The 14,347-nt window shown below is 62.8% G+C and carries 14 protein-coding genes and 1 tRNA gene; 5 read left to right on the top strand and 10 right to left on the bottom strand.

Annotation, left to right across the window (positions count from 1 at the left end):
- Positions 1 to 35: 35 nt before the first annotated feature.
- Positions 36 to 1,331 carry a peptidoglycan-binding domain-containing protein gene (locus tag M3P21_RS10375; RefSeq protein WP_249709869.1) on the top strand — a complete coding sequence of 432 codons (1,296 nt, stop codon included), beginning with the start codon at positions 36 to 38 and terminating at the stop codon, positions 1,329 to 1,331.
- Positions 1,332 to 1,529: 198 nt separating this feature from the next.
- Here the strand turns inward: M3P21_RS10375 and M3P21_RS10370 are convergent, their stop codons facing one another.
- The 8 genes from M3P21_RS10370 to M3P21_RS10335 all read right to left on the bottom strand — a co-directional run bounded on the left by M3P21_RS10370 (position 1,530) and on the right by M3P21_RS10335 (position 8,650).
- The gene (locus tag M3P21_RS10370; RefSeq protein WP_249709867.1) at positions 1,530 to 2,231 is read right to left on the bottom strand and encodes a CbiX/SirB N-terminal domain-containing protein; all 702 of its coding nucleotides are present in this window, start codon (positions 2,229 to 2,231) and stop codon (positions 1,530 to 1,532) included.
- A 67-nt stretch (positions 2,232 to 2,298) separates the two neighbouring features.
- Positions 2,299 to 3,231, bottom strand: a complete 933-nt coding sequence (locus M3P21_RS10365) for an AEC family transporter (RefSeq protein ID WP_249709865.1) — start codon at positions 3,229 to 3,231, stop codon at positions 2,299 to 2,301.
- Between the two features lie 27 nt (positions 3,232 to 3,258).
- The gene (locus tag M3P21_RS10360; RefSeq protein WP_249709863.1) at positions 3,259 to 4,059 is read right to left on the bottom strand and encodes an MBL fold metallo-hydrolase; all 801 of its coding nucleotides are present in this window, start codon (positions 4,057 to 4,059) and stop codon (positions 3,259 to 3,261) included.
- Positions 4,056 to 4,868, bottom strand: a complete 813-nt coding sequence (locus M3P21_RS10355) for a TatD family hydrolase (RefSeq protein ID WP_249709861.1) — start codon at positions 4,866 to 4,868, stop codon at positions 4,056 to 4,058. The genes M3P21_RS10360 and M3P21_RS10355 overlap by 4 nt, the downstream gene beginning before the upstream one ends.
- Positions 4,865 to 5,986 carry a DNA polymerase III subunit delta' gene (locus M3P21_RS10350; protein WP_249709860.1) on the bottom strand — a complete coding sequence of 374 codons (1,122 nt, stop codon included), beginning with the start codon at positions 5,984 to 5,986 and terminating at the stop codon, positions 4,865 to 4,867. Before M3P21_RS10350 ends, M3P21_RS10355 begins: the two co-directional genes overlap by 4 nt.
- 10 nt (positions 5,987 to 5,996) lie before the next feature.
- The gene (gene tmk / locus M3P21_RS10345; RefSeq protein ID WP_249709859.1) at positions 5,997 to 6,620 is read right to left on the bottom strand and encodes a dTMP kinase; all 624 of its coding nucleotides are present in this window, start codon (positions 6,618 to 6,620) and stop codon (positions 5,997 to 5,999) included.
- Positions 6,617 to 7,783 (bottom strand): D-alanyl-D-alanine carboxypeptidase family protein, encoded by a 1,167-nt coding sequence (locus M3P21_RS10340; RefSeq protein WP_249709858.1) that lies wholly within the window; start codon positions 7,781 to 7,783, stop codon positions 6,617 to 6,619. Before M3P21_RS10340 ends, tmk begins: the two co-directional genes overlap by 4 nt.
- 15 nt (positions 7,784 to 7,798) lie before the next feature.
- Positions 7,799 to 8,650, bottom strand: coding sequence for an SPOR domain-containing protein (locus M3P21_RS10335; RefSeq protein WP_249709857.1), 852 nt, complete (start codon positions 8,648 to 8,650; stop codon positions 7,799 to 7,801).
- Positions 8,651 to 8,851: 201 nt separating this feature from the next.
- Between M3P21_RS10335 and M3P21_RS10330 the strand changes: the two genes are divergently transcribed.
- Positions 8,852 to 8,941: transfer RNA gene (locus M3P21_RS10330), tRNA-Ser, on the top strand.
- 60 nt (positions 8,942 to 9,001) lie between these two features.
- Here the strand turns inward: M3P21_RS10330 and M3P21_RS10325 are convergent.
- Positions 9,002 to 9,844 (bottom strand): amidohydrolase family protein, encoded by an 843-nt coding sequence (locus M3P21_RS10325; protein WP_249709856.1) that lies wholly within the window; start codon positions 9,842 to 9,844, stop codon positions 9,002 to 9,004.
- The gene (locus tag M3P21_RS10320) at positions 9,841 to 10,869 is read right to left on the bottom strand and encodes an aldo/keto reductase (RefSeq protein ID WP_249709855.1); all 1,029 of its coding nucleotides are present in this window, start codon (positions 10,867 to 10,869) and stop codon (positions 9,841 to 9,843) included. The genes M3P21_RS10325 and M3P21_RS10320 overlap by 4 nt, the downstream gene beginning before the upstream one ends.
- A 90-nt stretch (positions 10,870 to 10,959) precedes the next feature.
- Between M3P21_RS10320 and M3P21_RS10315 the strand changes: the two genes are divergently transcribed.
- From M3P21_RS10315 to M3P21_RS10305, 3 genes are read left to right on the top strand one after another with little or no spacing between them, the layout of a single operon-like run.
- The gene (locus M3P21_RS10315; protein ID WP_249709852.1) at positions 10,960 to 11,760 is read left to right on the top strand and encodes a BtpA/SgcQ family protein; all 801 of its coding nucleotides are present in this window, start codon (positions 10,960 to 10,962) and stop codon (positions 11,758 to 11,760) included.
- Complete coding sequence (locus M3P21_RS10310) at positions 11,757 to 12,851, top strand: M42 family metallopeptidase (RefSeq protein ID WP_249709849.1); 1,095 nt, start codon at positions 11,757 to 11,759, stop codon at positions 12,849 to 12,851. The genes M3P21_RS10315 and M3P21_RS10310 overlap by 4 nt, the downstream gene beginning before the upstream one ends.
- Positions 12,851 to 14,344, top strand: a complete 1,494-nt coding sequence (locus M3P21_RS10305) for an FGGY-family carbohydrate kinase (protein WP_249709847.1) — start codon at positions 12,851 to 12,853, stop codon at positions 14,342 to 14,344. The genes M3P21_RS10310 and M3P21_RS10305 overlap by 1 nt, the downstream gene beginning before the upstream one ends.
- Positions 14,345 to 14,347: the final 3 nt, after the last annotated feature.

Genomic DNA, 14,347 nt, shown 5'->3' with positions numbered 1-14,347 from the left:
TGTTATGGGCCCGCGACTTCAACGAGGTTGTTGAAATGTATACCAAACATATCTGTATGGCAGTGCTGGCCTCCAGCGTCGCACTGATTCCCGCAAAACAGGCCCCCGCGGATGAGGCGGCGGCCCTGATCGGTGGCGCGCTGCTTGGGGGCATCATCGTGAACGAGGTTCACAAGAACAAGCAGCGCCAAAGGGCATCCACCCAGCGCCAGCGCAGCAGCGCACCGCGATATTCGGGCATCTCTTCCGCGCAACGGCAGCAGAACCGCGACGTGCAGGCGGCGCTGAATTATTTCGGCTATAATGTCGGGGTGGTTGACGGGTCTCTGGGCCGCAACAGCCGCGCCGGTATTTCGCGCTTTCAGGCCGATATGGGATATCCGATCGACGGCTATCTCAATGATTACGAGCGCAGCTTCCTGCTGAATTCGCAGCAACGCGCGCTCGCCAGCGCCCATGTGGCCCCGTACAATCAGATCGTTGCCACGCAGGGGCAGGGTGGCTTGTTGCGCACCTATCGCAACGAACAACTGGGCATCCAGACGCCACAGGTGCAACCCGCCACGGTTCCGGCCCCGGCGGCACCCGCCCCGACGCCGGCACCCGCGCCTGCGCCTGCTCCGGCGGCCACACCGGTCAAGACCGACGATGCCGAACTGCCGGACTTCACCTTTGGTCAGACCGCACGCTCGCCCAATGAGCATTGCAACGAGGTCAATGTGCTGACCGCAGCCAATGGCGGTCTGACGCAATCGGGTCAGGTGAGTGACCCGGAATTTGCGCTGAACGAACAGTTCTGCGTGGCCCGGACCCAGGCGATGGCGCAAAGCTCGCGTCTTGAGGCGACCATTCCCAACATGACCAGCGCCCAGATTCAGGCGCAGTGTGATGGCCTGGCGCAGGCGATTGCGCCGCAATTGAAAGGGATCGACAGCCAACCGCCCGCGCGGGTGATCGCAAAGACCAAGACCTTTCTGGAAGGGTCGGGCCGGTCGATGGAGCAGCTGCAATCGGCGGGTGAGGTCTGTCTTGGCATCGGATACCGCACCGATGCGCCGAAACTGGCGCTGGCCTCTGCCGTTCTGCTGACCGCCACGGGCGAGCTTGGCTATGGCGAGATGGTCAGCCACCAGCTGCGCGAAGGGTTCGGCGTGGCCAAGCCTACCGGACAACAGGCGGCCGAATGGATGAAGCTGGCGGTGAGCGCAGCGCAAAACGGCGGCGCGGTTCTGGGTCAGAACCCGGACCGGCTGGCGACCCTGAGTGCCGCAACCAATGGCGCCGGTACCGGAACAGCGGCCCTGCCGATCTTCCCGACCACCGGAAACTGACCGCCGTAAGGCACATGTAGAAAAAAGAAAACGCCCGTCCGTTCTACGCGGATGGGCGTTCCTTTTGTCCCTCGGTCAGACCTTGCGATCCGGATGTACACACCCGGCCTGTCCTGTTTATGGGTTTCTAATTCGGCTATTCGGCGTATCCGGTCAATCCGCTGCATCTGCCCGACCCCGGTGTGTGGCGCGAAAGCCTCAACTTGTGGGGATCGTTGGCGCGCTCAATTGTTCGGCGATGCGCTGTTTGACGGGCGGCAGTTCCCCCAGCACCGGCAACAGGCGACCCTGAAACCCGGCCGCCTTCAGCGCCTGCGGCACGTCTTCGGTGGCATGGCCGCCCTGACAGGCGAAGAAGGGCAGGCAGATGGCGCGTGCACCGGCCCCGCGCGCGGCGTCTTCAATCGACGGGGGTTCCTCGACAAAGCCAACCCGGATATCGCCCCCGTCAAGCATGGGCTTCAACGCCTCGGCAAACGCATTGGCCACCGCCGACGGATTGCGGCTGCGGCCCGAGCCATGCGCAGCCAGCACAAGCGTGGTCTCCTGAGGCGCCCAGCCCTGCTGCGCGATGGTTTCGGACAGCACCTGCGCGGCCAGACCGGGCAGGGTGGGGTCCACGCCCAGAGGGTCCAGAATGGTCAGGTCCTGCGCTCCCAGCCTGCGCGGCAACACCTCGGTCACGAACCAGCCGCGCGCCATGAAGAGCGGGTAGACCGGCGCGTGTGAGGGCAGCGTCTGCACCGCCGCATCCAGCTCTCCGGGCGCGGCCAGCGTGGCGCTGGCCAGCGACAGGCCCGGCGCGTGGGCCTCGACCCCGCGCGCAAACGCGGCCAGCGCGGCGGAGGCGGGTTCAGGATCGGAAGGTTGTCCGTGGGCGACGATCAGGGCATCGGGCATGGGGCTTCCTATGTGGGCTTGGGACATAAATGTCGCGGCATCTGTCAATGTCAATCTGGCGCGGCGATCATCCCAGCAGGGTCAGCCACATCCAGACGCTCAGCACCGAGGCACCGGTGGCCAGCAGCACCGACGAGGCCGCCACCCGTTTGGCGCGCCCATAGAGGCTGGCGAAGATATAGGCGTTGATGCCCGGGGCCATCGCCGCAGTCAGAACGCCCGAGCGGAACAGGTCCTGCGGCAGCGACAGAGCGGTGCCGAAGCTCCAGACCAGCGCCGGATGCAGCAGCAGCGAGATGGCGCAGACAAAGGCGATGGTGCGCATGTCGCCTTCGGGCCGGTATTGCACCAGCACGCCGCCCATCGCAAACAGCGCCACCGGAAGCGCGGCGCGGATGATAAGCTGCAGCGCGTCGTCGATCACGCCGGGCATGCTGAGCCCGGAGAAGTTGAAGGCAAAGCCCAGCCCGATCGCAATGATCAGCGCGTTGCGGAACATGGCGCGCAGCACCGCCGTCACGGTCTTTCGCCCGCCATTGCCACGATTGCGGATGATCTCCATCACGGTGATGCCGAGGCAGTAGCAGAACGGCGCATGGATCGACACGATGGCATAGTTGCCCGCCAACCCCTCGGGGCCATAGGCGCGCTCGGTGATCGGGATGCCCAGCATCAGCGAATTCGAGAACAGGCAGCAGAACCCGATGGCGACGCAATCCTCCCATGGCCTGCGAAACAGAACCCGGGCGCCCAGAAATCCGGCGGTAAAGCATAGCGCGGCGGCCAGATAGAAGCTGATCAGCAGGTCGGGGTTGAAGCTGCTCTGCAGGTCCAGTTTGGCGATGGCGTGAAACAGCAGGCAGGGGATCGCAAAGCCGGTCGCAAAGCGCATCAGCGCGTCGTTATGGGTTTGCTTGATATAACCGACCCCGGTTGCGACATATCCCGCACCGATCACCAGGAAAACCGGCAGAATAACGGTGGCCAGGGTGTTCAGCATGACGGGTCTGCCGGCATGCGGGTCATGTCAGACCTCCAGCTCGATCACCATCCCGTCAAAGGCGGGGGTGATGTGATCGGGTGTTTCGGCCTCGACGGTGGCGTAGTCGAGATCGAAATGCATGTTGGTCAGGATGCCGCGTTTAGGCTGCGCCCGCGCAATCCACTCCAACGAGCGTTCCAGATGGGCGTGGGTCGGGTGCGGGTTGCGGCGCAACGCGTCCAGCACCCAGATATCCAGATCGCGCACCGCGTCCCAGGCCTCGTCCGTCATTTCCGAGACATCGGGCAGGTAGGCAAGGCCGTGAATGCGGAATCCCAGCGCGTCGATGCTGCCATGACCGACCTTGAAGGGCTGGAACGGGATCGGGCCGCCGGGCCCGTCGATCTCGAATGCGCCATCAATGGTCTTGAGGTCCAGAATCGGCGGATAGGGCGAGCCTTCGGGCTGCACGAAGGCATACCCAAAGCGGCCGAGCAGCGCGTTCTGCGTGTCGCCATCAGCCCAGACCGGCACCCGCGCGCGCATGTTGAACACGATCATGCGCAGATCGTCGATCCCGTGTACGTGATCGGCGTGGGAATGGGTATAGACCACCGCATCCAGCCGCCCGGTGCCGCTGGCCAGCAACTGGTTGCGCATGTCGGGGGCGGTGTCGATCAGGACCGTTGTGGTGCCTTCGGCCCCGACCCGCTCGACCAGCATCGAGCAGCGCTGCCGCCGGTTGCGTGGGTTGTCAGGGTCGCAGTCGCCCCAGAGACCACCCAGCCGTGGCACCCCGCCCGAGGACCCGCAACCGAGGATCGTGAAGCGCAGTGTGTCCCTCATGCAGCGGCCTTGTACTGCGCGGCCTTGGCAAACAGGCGGTCGAAATTCTGCTGCGTCTGAGCGGCGAAATCAACGTAGTCCAGCCCGAAGAGGTCTGCCCCGACGCGGGCGGTATGCGCGGTAAAGGCGGGCTCATTGCGCTTGCCGCGATGGGGCGGCGGGGCGAGATAGGGCGCGTCGGTTTCGACAAGAATTCGCTCGACCGGGGCGGCGGCGAAAATGTCGCGCAACTCCTGGCTTTTGGGAAAGGCGGCGATGCCGGACATCGACAGGTAGAAGTCCAGATCCAGCGCCGCGCGCGCCAGATCGGCGCTGGAGGAAAAGCAATGCATGACGCAGGCATAGGGCACGTTGCGATGCTCCTCGGCCAGAATGCGGGCCATGTCGTCATCGGCGGCGCGGGCGTGGATGATCAGCGGCAGACCGGTGCGCTGGGCGGCCTCGATATGGCGGCGCAGCGACTGTTTCTGAACCTGCGCTGAATCGGATGTGTAGTGGTAATCCAGCCCGGTCTCGCCAATGCCGACGAATTTCGGATGCGCCGACAGGGCGACCAGCTGATCCACCGTGACCATGGGTTCCTCGGCGACGCTCATCGGGTGAGTGCCTGCGGCGTAGAAGATCGGCGCATGGGCCTCGGCGATGGCGCGCACATTGGGTTCGTTGCGCAGCTTGGTGCAGATGGTGACCATACGGGTCACGCCTGCCTCGGCGGCGCGGGCGACGAAGTCTGGCAGCTTGCCCTCGAAATCGGGAAAATCGAGGTGGCAATGGCTGTCGGTAATCTGAGGGATCGTTTCGTCGTTCATCCGGTCTGGCCAACGGTTTCCTGCATTTTGAAAACCGTATCTAGGACAAGTGCTGCGGGGTCAAGGTTGACCGCCTGACCATGGCGCGCGCGGGCAGAAACCGTTGCCGCCGTTTGGGCCCAGACCCGCCCGGCATGAGGAGAGGCGGCAAGCCGTGCCAGCACCTGTGCCTCGCCGCTGGCAGCCTCTGGTGACGGTGGTTGGCCGCTGGCCCCGGTGCGGGCCAGCCGGTTGAGTGCGATGTCGATCAGGGTCAGCAGCAGTTCGAACCGCTCCGCCGCGCCACGCTGCGCGCTGGCCTCGGCCAGCTTGAGCGCGCGCTGGCGGTCGAGGCGGGGCAGGGTGCCAAGAATGGCGATCAGTTCCTCGTAGATGCGCAGCCCGTCCAGATTGATCAGTCGCAGCGCCGCGCCGACCGAGCCTGCCGCCAGCGCCGCAAGATGAGCGGCGTCAGACGGCGCATCGGCCCCGGCCTGCGCCAGCGCGGCCTGCATATCCTCGGGCGAAAGCGGGTGCAGCCGCAGCGTTCGGCAGCGCGAGCGGATCGTTGGCAGCAGCCGCGAAGGCTGGTGCGAGATCAGCAGCAGCGTGGTGCGCGCCGGGGGCTCTTCGAGCATTTTCAGCAGGGCGTTGGCAGCACTTGTGTTCATCTCGTCGGCGCTGTCGACCAGCACCACCCGATGCCCGCCATCAGCTGAGGAGAGGCCAAAGAACTTGCCCAGTCTGCGGATGTCATCGACCACGATCTCGTTGCGCAGGCGTTTGTTGTCATTGACCGATCGGGTCACCGGGGCCAGACCGGGTTCAGCCCCGGCCAGAATGCGCCGCGCCACCGGGTGCTCGGGATCTACGGCCAGCGAGCTGGGCGGCGGCGGTGCGCCGAACAACCCGTCCTTGGCAGCGGGCGGGGTGGCCAGCAGGAACCGCGCGATCTGCCAGGCGAGCGTGGCCTTGCCAACGCCGTTGGGGCCGGTGATCAGCCAGGCGTGGTGCAGGCGTTCTGAATTGAACGCCTCCAGAAACGCCTGTTCGGCCTTGGCATGGCCAAACAGCTTTTGCGTCTCGCGCGGATGTGGCGCGCCGGGGGCCTGGTCAGGCGAGGGGAGATCGTCGCTCATGGGATGATCTTTACAGCGCTTTCAGCACAATGTCCGCCACATCCTGCGCGACCTCGCCCATATCCCGGTTGCCGTCGATCACGCGGAAGCGACCGGCATATTCCTGCGACAGATCGAGAAATCCCTGCCGCATGCGTTTTTGCAGGTCCGGTCCGAAATCCTCGAACCGTTCCTCGCTGCCCTGTCGGCCCTTGGCGCGCGCCAGACCGGTTTCGGGGTCCATGTCGATCAGCAGGGTCAGATCGGGTTCGCGCCCGATCATCAACTCATGCAACTGATCCACCAGCGCCCGCAGGTCGCCGCGCGACAGGCCCTGATACATGCGGGTGCTGTCGGCAAAGCGGTCGCAGATCACGATCTGGCCTGCGGCAAGCGCGGGCAGGATCGTCCGTTCCATATGGTCGCGGCGGGCGGCAGTAAACAGCAGAATTTCGGTTTCCGCCGACCAGCGGTCCGGGTCGCCTTCCAGCACCAGACGCCGGATTTCCTCGGCCCCGGCTGATCCGCCCGGTTCACGGGTCAGGAGCACCTCACAGCCCTGCGCCCGCAGCACATCCGCCAACAGCCGCGCCTGGGTCGATTTTCCGGAACCGTCGATGCCTTCGAAGGTCAGGAACAGGCCCCGCGCCGTCACGAAGACCCCGCGGGCGCGTTGATAAACTGGTCAAACAGCATCATGCCTGCCGTTTTCAGCCGGACCACGAAGCCGCCCAGCGGCACGTCCTGCGCCGCCACCAGCGGGCGGCGAATCTCGGGCAGTTCCTCGGGCTTGATGATCAGTTCCGCCAATTTCTGGCCTTTCTCGATCGGGGCGTTGATCGGCCCGTCATAGACCACTTCGGCGGTCATTTTCTTGTCACCCAGCACCGGGACCAGCAAGCTCAGATCGTCACCGGGCACCAGCCCTACCGATCGTTTAGCGCCCATCCAGACTTGTGCTTGGGCAATGGCTTCGTCGCCTTCGGCGAGAGTTTTTTCGACAAAGTGGCGAAACGACCAGTTAACGATGGCCTCGGCCTCCTCTGCGCGCTTGGCGTTTGAGTCGACCCCGGTGATCACAAAGATCACCCGGCGATCGCCCTGTTTGGCAGAGCCGACCAGTCCATATCCGGCCTCGGCGGTGTGCCCCGTCTTCAGGCCGTCCGCGCCGATCCCCAGCTTGAGCAGCGGGTTGCGGTTGTTCTTGTTCGAGGGCGCGCGACCGTCAAACTCGAACACCTCTTCGGAAAAGAGCGGGTAATATTCCGGGAAATCCGTGATCAGCCGATTGGCCAGCACCGCCAGATCATGCACCGACATCCGGTGCCCGGCGGCGGGCCAGCCGTTGGAGTTGGCGAAATTGGAATTGTCCATGCCGATCTGCTCGGCGCGCTTGTTCATGTAGCGGGCAAACCCGGCTTCGGTCCCGTCTGGGCTGAGCGCCTCGGCGACCACCACGCAGGCGTCATTGCCCGACAGCACGATGATCCCGCGCAGAAGGTCCTCGACCCGGACCCGGTCCTGGGTGTTGAGAAACATGGTCGAGCCGCCATAGCTCATTGCGTGTTCGGACACCGGCAGTTTTTCGTCCAGTGTCAGCCGCCCGTCGCGCAGCGCCTCAAAGGCCACGTATAGCGTCATCAGCTTGGACATCGAGGCGGGTGGCAGCGGCTCGTCGGCATTCTTGGACAGCAGCACCGTGCCGGTGCCCTGATCCAGGACATAGGCGGCTTTGGCCGAGGTGTCGAACGCGCTTGCGGGAAGACCGGCAAGCGCAAGGGTCAGGGCGAGGGCGGTTGATCGAAGATGGGCCAGCACTGGTCTGATCTCCTTTTATCTCTTCACGATATAGGCGTCTGAAAACCCGGTCTTCTTGACCTTGTTCAGCAATGCCGTGCGTTCCGATTTGGTGTTTGCGGGGCCGACGACGACCCGCCAGAATGTCTTGTCGCTGGCGGTTTCCTCAAGAACCGAGGGAGCCATTCCGGCGCTGCGCATCTGATTGGCCGCACGATTTGCGTTGGCCTCGACGCTGAAGATGCCGATCTGCACATATGACGACCCCGGATTTGCCGCCGGAGCCTGCGCTGCGGATGTTTCGGGGGCTGCCTCGATCGCGGCGGCAGCACCGGCGATCGGGTCCAGCTCGGTTGCGGTGATCTCGTCGGTGATTTCGACGGTGTCGACCTCGGTGATCTCTTCTTCTTCGATCACCGGCTCGGGCTCGATCACTTCCTTGCGCAGTGCGATCACGTTCAATTCGACCGGTGCGCCGGCCAGCATACCCAGCGCTTCGGCAGTGTCGGACGAGACCTGCAGGCGCGGGCCGGGAATATCGCGTTCCCGCCTAAATAGCGCGCCGACAACAGACCTGTCATTTGCGGTGTTGGTGATGATCACCCGTTCCGGGTCGGTCGCATCCGGATGGGCAACCCAGACCCCGCCCAGCGAGGGTCGCCCGTCCCAGAGTCCGGCCTCGGTGGCCTGAAACACCTCGGGCGCTTCGACGTCGCGCTCGATGACCTCGGAGTTGTCCGCAGTGCCCGACGTGCCTGTTTCGGTCTTGTCCTTGGGCTGCAGGAAGGCGGGGCCTTTGCCCTCTTCGCACCCGGCCAGAGCGGCCAGCGACAGCACCAGCAGAGCCGGACCAATAAGGGGTCTGTGTTTCACGATTGCTCGAACCATGGTCATATTCCTTGCCTGAGTCCGGCCGCCTGGGCGGCCCGGTGCCGGTTGTCCGGTCTCTTATGTTCAGGGCAAAATCCCCGTTGCGGCGGATCATAGCCTGCGGGTTAGCCCAATGAAAGACCGCAGGACCGGCCTCGGCAAGTTTTCCCGCTTTTTGCTTGCGCGATCTTTCGCGACGAACTAGATCACCAGCCCAGCGGGGAGGTGGCAGAGTGGTCGAATGCGGCGGTCTTGAAAACCGTTGAACGTGAGAGCGTTCCCAGGGTTCGAATCCCTGTCTCCCCGCCACACGCTTTTCGTCAGACGAAGCGCCATCAATCCTTGGGCTGTCGCAGCCATCCTGGCGTATCAGGTCAGGCGATAAAACCGCGCCGCTGTCCCGCCAAAGATATCTGCCCGCTCCGCGTCGTTAAGATGACTGGTCAATGCCTGCGCCGTTTCATACCAGGTGTCATAATCTGATGTCAGTCTGCACACCGGCCAATCGCTGCCGAACATGACGCGATCAGCGCCAAAGGCATCAAGCACGTGCATCGCAAAGGGATGCAGGTCCTCGATCGTCCAATCCGCTCCCGCCTCGGTCACCAGACCTGAGAGTTTGCAGCACCCGGTTGTTTGATCGGCAAGGCGCGACATCCCATCGGCCCAGTCCGCAAAAGCGTCTTGTCCTGCGCGCTGATCGCGAATTTGCGGTTTCATGCAATGATCATAGACAACGCGCAATCCGGGATACCGGGTCATGAGCGTCAGGAAATTGGGTATATGTCTGGGAAAGCCCAAGGCATCAAATGTCAGATCCAGATCCATCACGGCCCGAAACGCCCACTGAATGTCATCGCGCAACATCCAGTTCACATCACCAATGTCCTGGATCATCGGCCGCACGCCCGCAAACTTCGGATGGTTGGCCAACCGAACCAGATGCGCGTGGTGATCAGGATTCTCGAAATCCACCCACCCGACAACGCCCTTTATGAACGGAGTCGCATCAGCCAGGCCGAGCATGTATTCCGTCTCTTCCAGCGTGGCGGCTGCTTGTACCAGCACCGAAGCTTGGATAGCATGCGCCCTGAGATGCGGTTCCAGATCAGCAGGGGCGTAGGGACGATTCAGTATCGGTTCGTCCTTTGGCATCCAGTGATAATCCCCGCGCAGGGGCTGCCAGAAATGCTGATGGGCATCGATCTTCACGTCGGGGCATCCTCGCGCATCAGGCCCCTGGCCTTCAGATCGACCCAAAGAGAGGCCGGTATCTCGGCCTGAGCGGCTTGCAGATTGTCTGCCGTTTCGCGGGCATGCTGTCCGCCGGGGATGACGGCCACATGGGCCGGGTGAAGCAGCGGGAACTGAAAGGCCGCGTCAACCAGTCGAACGCCATGATCCCGGCACACGTCTTCGATCGCGCAAACGCGGTCCAGTACCTCTTTTGGGGCCACCTCGTAATTATAATAGGCGCCCGGCTTGGCGCCGGTTGCCAATATGCCAGAGTTATATGGCCCGCCCGTCACGATCCCGATGCCACGCGCCTCGCAAAGCGGCAGGAAACTGTCCAGCGCGGCCTGTTCCAGCAGGGTATAACGGCCAGCCAGCAGGAACAGGTCGAAATCGCCACGCTCTGCCAGCGTCTGGCAAACCTCCCATTCATTGACGCCGCCACCGATTGCCCTGATCAGCCCCTGATCCCTGAGCGAGATCATGGCGTCATACCCCCGCGCGCCAAAGAACTCCTCGATGCGGGTATCGGACGCCTCCTTGGAGCCATGTGAAAAGATACACAGATCATGCACATAAAGGATGTCGATCTGATCGACTCCAAGCCGCGAGAACGAATGTTCGAACGAGCGCATGACACCGTCATAGCTATAGTCGAATTGCTCGCGTCGCAGTGGGACATCGAACCATTTGCCCACGCCCGCGCGATGTTCGGGCGTGCAATGCTGGACCAGCCGACCCACCTTGGACGAGAGTACATAGTCAGACCGTGGCTTGCCCCGCAGAAACGGGTTCAGCCGGGTTTCCGCAAGTCCCAGACCATAAAGCGGAGCGGTATCATAGTAGCGCACGCCGCCGTCCCAGGCGGCATCCAGGGTGGCGCGCGCCTCCTCCTCCGAGATCGCCTTGTAGAGATTTCCCAGTGGCGCGGTGCCAAAGCCCAGTTCCGTGAACGTCAGACCGCCATTGCCCAGCCGATCCCAGTGCCGTGTCTTCAAAGCCATCGAGCTCTCCCTCTCCATTGTCGCAAACCTAACCCAATTTCTCTTTACGTAAACAGACCCATGGTCCTAGTCTTGCGGGGGGAGAGTGGCATGACACAGAATTTTGATCGCGTATTTGGCAACACCAAACCGGTGATTGGCATGGTTCACATCGGTGCCTTGCCCGGAACGCCGCTGTTTGATCCATCCCTTGATCTGCTTGCGGCGGCCCGCGCCGATCTCGTCGCGCTGCAGGATGCGGGGTTCGACGCGGTGATGTTCGGCAATGAAAATGACCGGCCCTACGAGTTCCAGGTGGACATGGCCTCGACCGCGACGATGGCTGCGATCATCGGTCAGCTCAAGCCCGAGATCAAAGTCCCGTTCGGCGTGAATGTTCTGTGGGACCCGATGTCGAGCGTGGCGCTGGGCGCGGCTACCGGGGCTGCGTTCGTGCGCGAGATTTTCACCGGAACCTATGCCTCGGATATGGGGCCATGGACGCCGGATGCCGGTAAGGCGATGCGCTATCGTGACAGGCTGAACCGATCCGACATGGCGATGCTGTATAATGTCTCGGCTGAATTCGCTCATTCCCTTGATCAGCGGCCCTTGCCGGACCGGGCGCGCAGCGCTGTGTTCTCGTCGATCCCGGACGCCGTTCTGGTGTCCGGCCAGATCACTGGTGAGGCCGCGTCCATGTCTGATCTTGAGGCGGTCAAGGCGGTGTTGCCGGATATCGCCGTGATGGCCAATACCGGGGTCAAACACGAGACGGTCGCAAATGTGCTTGCCATTGCGGATGGCTGTATTGTGGGGTCGTCCCTGAAAGTGGATGGCGATACCTGGAATCCGATCGACCCCGATCGCGCACGTGATTTCATGGCCCGTGTGCGCAAGGCCCGCGCATGAAAGACCGGATCAAACGCGATCTTCTGGATCTGATGATGATACCGGGCCTGTCGGGACACGAAGACCGCGTGCGCCGCGCGATACGCCAGCGATTGGATGAGATCGGGATTGAAAGCAGGTCGGATCGGCTTGGGAATCTGGTTGCGGAATTTCCGGGTAAGGGGCCCGGCGTGATGCTGTTTACACATATGGATCAATTGGGCTTTGTCGTGCGCCGGATCGAGGCGGACGGGATGATCCGGCTTGAGCGGTTGGGCGGTGTTCCGGAACGCGCGCTGGCGGCGCAAGAGGTCTTGCTGTGTGTCGCAGAAGGCCGCGATATTGTCGGCGTCATCGCCAACAAAAGCCATCACGCGACAACACAGGACGAGAAATACAAGGTTCTGCCTTACGCCGAGCTTTATGTTGATGCGGGGTTCAATTCGGCCACCGAAGTGGTCGCCGCAGGCATCAATATCGGAACCCCTGTGGTCTACGCGCCGCACGCAATGGCGCTGGGCAATGACCGGATCGCGGGGACAAGTGTCGACGACCGTGCGGGCTGCGTCGTTCTGCTTGAAGTCGCCCGGCGTTTGGCGGCGCGGAAAGGCGGGCCGCCCGTGCATCTGGCCTTCACGGTACAGGAGGAATTCAATCTGCGCGGCGCGCAGCCGCTGGCGCAGCAGGTGCAACCCGACATTGCCATCCAGATTGATCTGATGCTTGCATCCGACACGCCCGACATGGGCGCACGGGGGGAGATGGCGCTTGGTCAGGGTCCGGGGATGAGCCTCTATTCCTTTCATGGACGGGGCACGTTGAACGGTGTCATCCCGCATCCCGCGCTGACCGATCTGTTCGAACGGGTGGCTCGCGCCAATGACATCCCACTGCAACGCAGCGCCCAGACCGGCATCTTGACCGACCTGTCCTATGTGCAACTGGTGGGCGCTGGCGTTGCCGCGATCGATATGGGCTTTCCCATGCGCTATTCGCATTCCGCCAGAGAGGTTTGTGATCTGGGTGATCTGGTGGCCCTGACCGATCTGCTGGAGGCTGGTCTGGCCAGCATCGGGCCTGATTTCTCGCTGGATCGGGACGAGTATACCTGATGGCCTATACGCTTGGCATCGACATAGGAACCTATGAAACCAAGGGCGTTCTTGTCGATACCGACGGCGTCATCCACGCCCATGCCACCCGCGCGCACAAGATGCTGGTGCCTGAGCCGGGCTGGGCGGAACACCGGCCCGAGGAAGACTGGTGGGGTGATTTTACCCATGTCAGCCAGACGCTCCTGCGCGAAAGCGGTATCGATGCGCGCGAGATCAAGGCGGTGGCCTGCAGCGCAATCGGTCCCTGCATGTTGCCGGTCGACGGTGCCGGAGCGCCCCTGATGAACGGTGTGCTCTACGGCGTAGACACCCGTGCCGAAGCCGAAGTGCGCGAGCTGACCGAACGGATCGGAGAAGGCACGATCATTGCCCGCTGCGGCAATGCGCTGACCTCGCAATCGGTCGGCCCCAAGATCCTCTGGCTCAGACGGCAGCGCCCCGAGATTTTCGCCAGGACCGCCCATATTCTGACCTCGACCAGCTTTCTGGTGCAGCGCCTGACCGGCGAGGTGGTGATCGATCACTATACAGCCGCGAACTTTTCGCCGCTTTATGATGTGGTGAAACAGGACTGGGTCGACGATCTTGCCGATGATATTATTGCGCTGGAGAAATTGCCGCGTCTGACCTGGTCGAACGAGATTGCGGGCCACATCACCAAATCCGCAGCCGAACAGACGGGGCTGGCAGAAGGCACACCTGTGACGACGGGCACGATCGACGCCGCCGCAGAAGCCTTTTCTGTCGGCGTCGATCAACCGGGTGACATGATGATGATGTATGGCTCCACCATCTTCATCATTCTGCGCGCCGCCGCGCAGGTCTCGGACCCGCGTATCTGGTATGCGCCCTGGCTCTTTGAGGGTGAACATGCCTCGATGGCGGGGCTGGCCACATCGGGCACGCTGACGCATTGGTTCCGGGACCAGATTGCCCGCGACCTTCCAGCAGACGAGGCGTTTTTGGTTCTGGCGCAGGAAGCTGCAAGCTCACCCCCCGGAGCGAAAGGATTGCTGGTCTTGCCCTATTTCTCGGGCGAGCGGACTCCGATCCATGACGTGCACGCCAAGGGCGCGGTGTTCGGGCTGAACCTGACCCACAGCCGTGGCGATATCTACCGTGCGCTGATCGAGGGCATCGCCCATGGCACACGGCATGTCACCGATACGTTTGCCGAACTTGGCCAATCGCCCAAACGTCTGTTGGCCGTGGGCGGGGGGACAAAAAACGCGCTCTGGCTGCAGGCGACCTCGGACATTACCGGCATCGACCAGGTGGTCTGTAAAAAATCCACCGGCGCGAGCTATGGCGACGCCTTTCTGGCCGCACTTGCGGTGGGGTTGGTCAAGCGCCGCGACATTACTGTCTGGAATCCCCCGGTGAAAGTGATCAAGGCACGGTCCATTGCCACCTATGAGAAGGCATATGGTTTATTTCGCAGACTGTATGAACAGACCAAGGATATTGCGGCAGAACTCGGCGAACGCTGAAGG

Source organism: Ruegeria spongiae (assembly GCF_023502395.1).
Classification (GTDB): Bacteria; Pseudomonadota; Alphaproteobacteria; order Rhodobacterales; family Rhodobacteraceae; genus Ruegeria_C; species Ruegeria_C spongiae.
Note: the sequence above shows the minus strand (reverse complement) of the source record. Positions and strands in the feature narration are given on the sequence as shown.

Coding starts and splice junctions, on each gene's coding strand:
- M3P21_RS10375 (WP_249709869.1), top strand. CDS start 36: ATGTATACCAAACATATCTGTATGGCAGTGCTGGCCTCCAGCGTCGCA.
- M3P21_RS10370 (WP_249709867.1), bottom strand. CDS start 2,231: ATGCCCGATGCCCTGATCGTCGCCCACGGACAACCTTCCGATCCTGAA.
- M3P21_RS10365 (WP_249709865.1), bottom strand. CDS start 3,231: ATGCTGAACACCCTGGCCACCGTTATTCTGCCGGTTTTCCTGGTGATC.
- M3P21_RS10360 (WP_249709863.1), bottom strand. CDS start 4,059: ATGAGGGACACACTGCGCTTCACGATCCTCGGTTGCGGGTCCTCGGGC.
- M3P21_RS10355 (WP_249709861.1), bottom strand. CDS start 4,868: ATGAACGACGAAACGATCCCTCAGATTACCGACAGCCATTGCCACCTC.
- M3P21_RS10350 (WP_249709860.1), bottom strand. CDS start 5,986: ATGAGCGACGATCTCCCCTCGCCTGACCAGGCCCCCGGCGCGCCACAT.
- M3P21_RS10335 (WP_249709857.1), bottom strand. CDS start 8,650: ATGGTTCGAGCAATCGTGAAACACAGACCCCTTATTGGTCCGGCTCTG.
- M3P21_RS10320 (WP_249709855.1), bottom strand. CDS start 10,869: ATGGCTTTGAAGACACGGCACTGGGATCGGCTGGGCAATGGCGGTCTG.
- M3P21_RS10315 (WP_249709852.1), top strand. CDS start 10,960: ATGACACAGAATTTTGATCGCGTATTTGGCAACACCAAACCGGTGATT.
- M3P21_RS10310 (WP_249709849.1), top strand. CDS start 11,757: ATGAAAGACCGGATCAAACGCGATCTTCTGGATCTGATGATGATACCG.
- M3P21_RS10305 (WP_249709847.1), top strand. CDS start 12,851: ATGGCCTATACGCTTGGCATCGACATAGGAACCTATGAAACCAAGGGC.